Annotated in this window: 7 protein-coding genes; 3 read left to right on the top strand and 4 right to left on the bottom strand. The window is 71.5% G+C overall.

The annotated features are described in order from the left end of the window. Positions 1-421, bottom strand: a 421-nt coding sequence (locus DJ70_RS04260; protein WP_143420928.1) for an Lrp/AsnC family transcriptional regulator, incomplete at its 3' end; no start/stop codon positions are given. Between the two features lie 130 nt (positions 422-551). On the opposite strand from DJ70_RS04260, the gene DJ70_RS04255 reads away from it, so the two are divergent. Further along, complete coding sequence (locus DJ70_RS04255; protein ID WP_094530465.1) at positions 552-752, top strand: CopZ family metallochaperone; 201 nt, start codon at positions 552-554, stop codon at positions 750-752. Between the two features lie 83 nt (positions 753-835). Here DJ70_RS04255 and ppc read toward each other — a convergent pair whose 3' ends face one another. Next, positions 836-3,538 carry a phosphoenolpyruvate carboxylase gene (ppc, locus tag DJ70_RS04250; protein ID WP_094530463.1) on the bottom strand — a complete coding sequence of 901 codons (2,703 nt, stop codon included), beginning with the start codon at positions 3,536-3,538 and terminating at the stop codon, positions 836-838. 186 nt (positions 3,539-3,724) lie between these two features. Between ppc and DJ70_RS04245 the strand changes: the two genes are divergently transcribed. Both DJ70_RS04245 and DJ70_RS04240 read left to right on the top strand, forming a co-directional pair. After that, positions 3,725-4,558 carry a cytochrome B gene (locus tag DJ70_RS04245; RefSeq protein WP_094530461.1) on the top strand — a complete coding sequence of 278 codons (834 nt, stop codon included), beginning with the start codon at positions 3,725-3,727 and terminating at the stop codon, positions 4,556-4,558. Between the two features lie 61 nt (positions 4,559-4,619). Then, positions 4,620-4,985: a hypothetical protein gene (locus DJ70_RS04240; RefSeq protein WP_094530459.1), complete on the top strand. Its 366-nt coding sequence runs from the start codon at positions 4,620-4,622 to the stop codon at positions 4,983-4,985. Positions 4,986-4,993: 8 nt separating this feature from the next. Here the strand turns inward: DJ70_RS04240 and DJ70_RS04235 are convergent, their stop codons facing one another. Continuing rightward, a complete protein-coding gene (locus DJ70_RS04235) occupies positions 4,994-5,575 on the bottom strand; it encodes a hypothetical protein (protein ID WP_245810682.1) in 582 nt (193 codons plus the stop codon). Further along, the coding region (locus tag DJ70_RS04230; protein WP_143420927.1) for a DUF7490 domain-containing protein at positions 5,572-6,513 on the bottom strand (942 nt) is incomplete at its 5' end. The genes DJ70_RS04235 and DJ70_RS04230, both read right to left, overlap by 4 nt.

Genomic DNA, 6,513 nt, shown 5'->3' with positions numbered 1-6,513 from the left:
CGACGTCGCCGGGTGGCTCGCCGACGCCCTCGAGGACGGCGCGGTGGACGACGGGGCGGGCGTCGGCGAGCCACCCGGCGACGTCGTTGTCCGGCACCCTGGCGTAGAGAATCAGGTCGCCTCCCGCGGTGGTGAACGCGTGCTCGACCGCGCTCTCGTCCAGGAGGTGTTCCCTGACCGACGCGACGCTCGCGTCGCCCACGTCGAGCGTGATCAACACCTGGATCCCGCCGCGGAGCTGCGACCGGTCGACGGCGAGGGTGAACCGGTCGATGACGCCCGCCTCCCGGAGCCGCGTCACCCGATCCGACACGGCCGGCGCGGAGAGCCCCACGGCGTCCGCGATGTCGCTGTAGGGCCGGCGGGCGTTCGACAGCAGGAGCCGGAGGATCTCGTGGTCGGTCTCGTCGAGGTCGCGCATGCCGGAACGTGGCGGAGGGGGCAGTAAAACACTCCGCCGAACCGGTTTCGATTCCACGGTTCGAACGCCCAATCACCCGAACGATCGAAGGCGAAACCCGCTAATGTGCGGGCGACGTACGGGCGACCGTATGACGACGACCATCGACGTCGAGGGGATGTCCTGTGAGCACTGTGAACGGACGGTCGAGGAGGCGCTCCGGGACGTGTCCGGCGTGACCGACGCGACGGCCGACCGGGAGGACGGACGGGCGAGCGTCGACGGCGACGCGGACGCCGCGGCCCTCGTGGCCGCCGTCGAGGACGCCGGCTACACCGCCCGCGGCGGGTAGCGGCCGCGGCACATCCGCGGGGCCGACATCACGCGCGCGGACCGACGCCGAACGTTCGGGCGGGCGACCGTCCGCGACGGGCGTCACCCGGTGTTCTTCATGCCCGCGGCGATCCCGTTGACGGTGAGCCGGAGCGTCCGCTCCTCGTCGTCGGTCCGGTCGTCCCGCCCGAGCAGGTCGACCTGGAGCAGGTTGAGGGGGTCGACGTAGGGGTTCCGCCGGTCGAGGCTCTCGGCGAGCCAGTCGCGCCGGATGAGCTCGTCACGACCGCTGACCGCGAGCACGAGTTCGCGCCCGCGCTCGTACTCCCCGACGAGCCGCGGGAAGAAGCGCTCGCGGAGGTCGTCGTCGGCCAGGTCGGCGTACTCGGCGGCGATCTCCGGCTCGGTCCGCGCGAGCGCGAGCGCGGCGTTGTCGAGGGTCGTCCGGAAGAACGGCCACTCGTCGTACATCTCCCGGAGCGTCGCGAGCCCCGCCTCCTCGCCCGCCTCCTCGAGGTAAGCGTCGAGCCCGGACCCGAGCGCGTACCAGCCGGGGAGGATGAGGCGGGTCTGCGTCCACGAGAACACCCACGGGATCGCCCGCAGGTCCTCGACGGCGCGCTCCCCGCTTCGGGAGGCGGGCCGGGAGCCGAGGTTGAGGTCCTCGACGACGGAGATGGGGGTCGCCTGTCCGAAGTACGAGACGAACCCGTCGGCGTTCAACAGGGCGCGGTACTCGCTTCGGGCCGCGGGCACCATCGTCTCCATCGCGTCGACCCACTCCTCGGGGACGTCCTCCGTCGGCTCCTCGTTCGCCTCGTGGCGGGCGCGGATCTGCGCGTCGAGCATCTGTTCGAGCTCGCGCTCGGCGATCCGGCGGTCGGCGTACTTCTCGGCTATCGCCTCGCCCTGCTCCGTGAACTTCACCTGCCCGGTGACGGTCTCGTTCGGGAGCGCGAGCAGCGCCTCGTTCATCGGCCCGCCGCCCCGGGAGATGGAGCCGCCGCGACCGTGGAACAGCCGGAGGGTGACGTCCTCCTCGCGGCAGAAGCTCGCGAGCCGGCGCTGGTTCTTGTAGAGGTCCCAGTTGGCCGCGAGGAAGCCGTTCTCCTTGTTCGAGTCGGAGTAGCCGAGCATGACCTCCTGGACCCCGCCGCGGGTCTCGAGGGCGGTCCCGTACGCCTCGTTCTCGAAGAGCGTCCCGAGGATCCGCTCGGCCCCGTTGAGCGCGGACTCGGTCTCGAGTAGGGGAACGACGTCGATCCCGCAGTGGTCCGGGAGGGAGACGACCCCGACCTGGTCGGCCAGGAAGAGCACCTCGAGGACGTGGCTCGGCTCCTCGGTCATCGAGATGCAGTAGGTGTCTATCGCCTGCGTGTCGTACTCCGCCTGCCAGTCGGCGAGCTCGCGGAAGCGGCGGAACACGCGCGCCGTCGTCTCCGAGACGTCGCCGGGGTCGTCGGGGTCGACGACGGGATCCTCCTGGAGGATCGCCTCCGTGAGGAACGCGGCGCGTGCCGCCTCGTCCATCCCGCGGTAGTCGACGCCCTCGGCCCCGACCGCCTCGGCGACCGCCTCGGTGTGGTTCTCGCGGTGGTCCCGGAGGTCGAGCGACGCGAGGACGAACCCGAACGTGTCGACCTGGCGGCGGAGCGGCTCGATGAACGACGTGCGCACCACGTCGTTGCGGTCGACGGTCAGCGACTCGGCGATGACCTCGAGGTCCGCGAGGAACGCGTCGCCGTCGGGATAGCCGCCGGGTCGCACGTCGTCGACGCGGTCGAGCCGCTCGCGCATCAGCTTCAGCTTCTGGCGGTACGGCTCGTCGGGGTACCGCTCGCGGGCCTCCTCGACCACCGTCGGGAACCGCTCGGCGTCCGCCGCGAGCGACTCCCGGAGGGGACCGTCGACCGCGTACCGCTCGCCGTCCTGGCTCAACACCGCCGAGAGCCGCTTACACCGGTCGCGGTACTTCTCGACGGCGATCTCGCGCTGTCGCTCGAGCGTCTCCGCCGTCACCTCCGGCGTGACGAACGGGTTGCCGTCGCGGTCGGAGCCCGCCCACGAGCGGAACTCGAAGAGCTTGGGACAGTCCGCGTCCGGGTACTCGCTCGAGATGGTCTCCTCGAACTCCTCGTAGGCGTCGCCGACCACGTCGAACAGCGTGTTCTCGAGGTACCACTGGACGTTTCGCGCCTCGTCTTCGGGCTCCGGACGACGCTGGCGCACCTGTCTCGTTCCCCAGAGGCTCGTCACCTCGGCGGTGACGTCGCGCCAGACGGCGTTCCGCTCCCGGTCGGTCATGTCGCGCTCGTCCAGCTCCTCGAGGTGGGCCGCGATCGACCGGAGCTTCGCCTTGACCGTCGCCCGCCGCGCCTCCGTCGGGTGGGCGGTGAACGTCGGCTCGATGAGCACGTCCGCGAGCAGCGCCTCGAACTCGTCGGCGCCGACGCCGGCCTCGGCCAGCTCCCCGACCGTCTCCTCGAGGGAGTCGTGGAGGGAGCCGTCGGCGTCCGCGTTCCTGACGGCGCGGACGCGCTCGCGCTCCTCGGCGAGGTTGATCAGCTCGAAGTACGTCGTGAACGCCCGTGCGACGACGTCCTCGCGGGCGTCCGAGAGCCCGCCGATCGTCTCCTCGAGGGCGTCACGGCTCGACGCGTCACCCCGTCGGTACTCGATCGCGGCGGTCCGGAGGTCCTCGACCGTCTCGTAGGCCGCCGTCGAGGTCTGCGTCGCGAGGACGTCGCCGAGCAGCGCGCCGAGCTCGCGGACGTCCGTTCGCACGCTCCGATTGTGTAATTCCATACCACACGCAGCGGCGGGTTCCGGTTAAAACCGCCGTCTCCCCGAACGTTTGCCTCGGGTGCGAGTGAATGTTCGTGACAGTTCGGGCGGCCGGAGCCGACTCGGCTCCGCGGGGGGCTCCTCCCGCTCCGGCCCCGACCGGCGGGTTCGTCACCCTTTTTACCGGTCCATCCCGAACCGATCGATATGAGCATGTCCGACAAGTACCCGGCCGAGTCCGGGCGGCGGCGTTTCGTCAAGGGCGTCGTCGGCGGCGCGGCGCTCGCGGGGGTCGGCGCGACCGGGTCGGTGACGGTGAACACCCTGACGACGGCCGGCGGCGTCGGCGGCGGACAGACCACCGCGATGACGATCGCCAAGGTGACCGGGCCGGCTCCGCGCGGCCTCCCGCAGATCCCGGTCCGCGTCACCGACGAGGGGTACATCGAGGGGATCTGGCCCGAGGTCCAGACGATCGAGCAGAACGGCGTGGAGATCGAGGTCGCCCAGGAGGAGCTCGGCGGCCGTACGTACTCGGGCGCCTGGTTCCAGTACTGCGGCGTGGAGTCCCAGGAGAACGTCGCGCCGAACTTCGAGTCGGACAACCTCTTCCGCGCGGAGACCGGCCAGTACGAGTGGCAGGACGACACGTACGAGTCGGGCGACCGGATCCACGTCGACGACTTCGAGAACTACGACACCTGGGGTAACGGCGTCGGGAACGACGGCGTCGGGAAGCCCGCGGCCGTGACGTGGCGCTCCGAGGACGCCGACTCGACGCTCAACGCGACCGTCATCCGGTCGACCCGGATCGAGGAGGCCGCCCAGGAGGACGAGTGGATCCAGGCGTCGACCGACCAGGGGTTCATGGCGTACCTCAACGTCTGTACGCACTTCTGTTGTATTCCCGGCTACAAGCAGCTCGAGGAGTCCTCCCGGTACGGCGTCGGCGACGGCACCTACTGCGTCTGTCACCAGTCCGGCTACGACCCGTTCACCCTCGAACAGGCGCTGTTCGTCGCCCGGCCGCGTCCGGAGTGACGGCGCCGGGCGGCCTCCCGCGTAGCGCGGCGTTTTTCCCTCGTTCGTCCGAACTGCCCCCATGAGCGACGACCAGCGATCGACCGACGGCGAGGGCGACGAACGCGACGACGGGCACCCGGACGCCGAGCGCGACGAGTTCGCGGCCGAGCTCGAGCGCGCCCGCGACCTGCTCGACGACGACGGGATCGAGGCGGTCCACGTGGGCGTCGTCCGCGACGGCGAGGTGGACACCACGTTCGCCCAGCGAACCGCCGACGACCCCGAGTCCGAGGGGTTGCGCGCGCTCGCGCTGCTCGCGGCACACGTCCAGCTGGTCGCCGACGAGGCCGGCGTCGAGGCGTCGACCGTCGCCGGCGACGCCGCGACGCTCGCGGGACGGGTCGAACGGATCCCCGCCAGCACCGAGGACCTGCCCGAGGAGTAGCCCGGCGTCTATCGTTCCGCCTCCCTCGACGCCGACGACTCCTCCGATCGGCTCGGCTCCGGATCCGCGTCGTCGCCGGCGCGGATCCGGCGGAGCTGGTGGGCCACGCCCGCGAGCGCGACGAACAGCACCGCGAGGTTGAACGCCGCGAGCGCGATCGGCTGGTAGGCGGGGTCGAGCCACGTCCGGATCGCTCGTCCGGTCTGCCCGTAGAAGCTCCAGCCCGCGATCAGCGCCAGCAACACCAGGGCGGCGAGCCCGATCCGGTCGAGCAGCCCGCGGAGGTCGTCAGAAGAGAGCCGGGAGAACCGCGATCCGTCCGCCTCGCCCGGTTCCGCGTCGTCCCCCTCGTTCGGCTTCCCTCCCGCGGTGCCCCCGTCGGTCGCGGCCGACGGCTCGACCGTCGGGTCGGTCGTCGGAGCGGTTCCGGAGCCGGTCGTTCTCGGGTCGGTCGCCGTCTCGTCTTGGGTGTCGGTCATGGCGTCGGTGTGTCGTGGATCGTTCGGTGAGTCGGCGGGTCGGCGGTCGGCGGCGCCGTCGGTCGGCGCGTCCGGCGGGCGGGTCGGCTCGTCGGCGGGCTCGTCGTTCATGGTCGCCCCCGTGCGAGAAGCGCCGCGGCGAGAAGCCCCGCGACCGCGGCGACGACGCCGAAGCCGGGCGTCGAGTCGCCGGTGCTCGCGTCCCCCCGGTCCGGCCCGCCGTCGTCGCTCCCGCCGTCGAGGGCGTCGTCGCCGGTCTCCTCGGAGAAGTCCTCGATCTCGAAGGCGACGTCTCGAATCGTCTCGTTCGCGGTGATCCGCTCCTGCGGGTCGAGGTTGGCCACGCCCTGCGTCTCGTCGATCAGGACGTCGTCGTCGAAGAGCGCGGCGTCGACGTAGTAGTTGTACCCGTCCGGGGCCTCGAGCGTCGTCGTCACCGTGTCGGTGCGTCCCGGCCGCACCGACCCGACCGTCTCGGTCGCCCGATCGGCGATCACGTTGGACTCCGCCTGCCGGAGCAGCAGTCGGAGCTCGATCTCGTCGGAGGCGTCGTCGCCCCGGTTCGTGACCGACACGGAGACCGACAGCGTCGCGGTCTCCTCCGTCGTCTCGGCCACGCTCACGGCGACGGTCGGCCAGACGTTCCCGTCGGCGAACCCGACCGGCGAGTCGGCGTACGACGGCGTGAGCGCCGAGACGCCGGCGACTCGCGTGGTCCGTTCGCTCCGACGCTCGCCGTCGGCGTACACCACGGTCTCGAGTCGATACCCGCCCTCGCGCTCCACGACGAGGCTGCCGTTCACGGTCGTCTCCCCCTCGCGGTCGACGGTGCCGACGTCGACGGTCGTCTCGTCGACGAGCAGCCCGGAGTTCGCGTCGATCGCCCGATGGCGGACCGTGACGTTCTCGACGGCCGATCCGCGGTGGTCGAGGTCGACCAGGAGGTCGAGCGTCGCCGTCTCCCCCCGGATCTCGCCGGGGGCGACGACGACGTCGACGAGGCCGACCGCTCCGGGCCGATCCGTCTCCGCTCGCGGGTCGTCGACGGC

Source organism: Halorubrum halodurans (genome assembly GCF_002252985.1).
Lineage (GTDB): Archaea > Halobacteriota > Halobacteria > Halobacteriales > Haloferacaceae > Halorubrum > Halorubrum halodurans.
This window is presented reverse-complemented; position numbering and strand designations above follow the sequence as displayed.